We start from the raw sequence: 1,061 nt of genomic DNA on the forward strand, positions 1-1,061 counted from the left end.
AAAGGCAAGGCCTTCAACTTTCCGAAATGGGAGGCGAGTGCTGAATGCTTCGGCCGCCATATGACACCCCATTCCTTCAGTTGGCGCACTAGGCTTAACGGTTTCACGATCTGCGACCTAACGTGCAAGCTCAGCCGCCGCCGAAGGCGGTCGGCTGGAGTGAGGGGTTAGAAGGCGCGGTGGCCAATACTGAAGGCACTTCTTTGGTAAGCACGGAAACACATTCATTCAGACCGACGACAAGATACTCGCGGACCCAGTCTTGGCGCCCGGAATAGAAGTAAGGACGTGTCAGTTCAAGTTCTTTCCAGCCGCCGCTGGTCACTTCAAAGAGCCAGCCATCTTCCAGTGTGCAACGCGACCAGAATTCCGTTAGGTCCAACTCGTCAAGAACTCGAAATCCGTAGGTCTGTTCAAACCCAACCCTTGCGTCCCATCGCTGTGAAGACACTGAGATTGAGAGCCCGTTGGAATCCAAGGTCACGGACTCAACCCGCGTCGTCCTATCCGGCTCAAACGCGGTCTGCACGACGATGACCGCAGGAGGCGCAAAATTGTCTAACACGGGACTTAGCCTTCTAACGTAATGTAGACCGCACCAGCTCGCAGGCCATATCTGGCGCGTGCGGTCTAAATTGGCACAGAAAAAGTGCGGGAAGGTGCTTGTAGCCTAGCACTTCGGCATGCGTGAAGTGCAAAAATACAGTACTAAATTTAGGCATGAAACCGCCGCCCCTCCTGTGTTCCGCGCCACACGGTTGCTGGATCAGGTCCGTGAGCGAAATCATTACAAACACTATAGCCTGCGCACCGAGCAGGCCTATGTGCAATGGGTGAAGTTGCAGTCGGGCACCGACATTCGCACGGTGCGGGAGATGCTGGTGCATTCGGACGTAAGAACGATGATGATCTATACACATGTCCTGAAAGTCGCTGCCCCAGGAACCCCCAGTCCGTTGGACTCGCCGGCCTAAGCACTTGCAGCTGGCTGAGTGGCGGCTTTGGAGCTTCTAGCTGTATGGCGGCTCTGGGCCCCGAGCCGCCATCCAGACAAAAGCTGC

The 1,061-nt window shown here is 55.7% G+C and carries 1 protein-coding gene and 1 pseudogene; one reads left to right on the top strand and one right to left on the bottom strand.

Features of this window, described 5'->3' with window-relative positions; translation table 11 throughout:
* Positions 1-130: 130 nt before the first annotated feature.
* A complete protein-coding gene (locus KW835_RS26565) occupies positions 131-565 on the bottom strand; it encodes a hypothetical protein (RefSeq protein WP_218387748.1) in 435 nt (144 codons plus the stop codon).
* Between the two features lie 274 nt (positions 566-839).
* On the opposite strand from KW835_RS26565, the pseudogene KW835_RS26570 reads away from it, so the two are divergent.
* A pseudogene (locus KW835_RS26570) lies at positions 840-974 on the top strand (integrase); the annotation flags it as partial.
* Positions 975-1,061 lie beyond the last annotated feature (87 nt).

The sequence above is a fragment of the Acidovorax sp. sic0104 genome, from assembly GCF_019219095.1.
GTDB lineage: Bacteria > Pseudomonadota > Gammaproteobacteria > Burkholderiales > Burkholderiaceae_C > Acidovorax.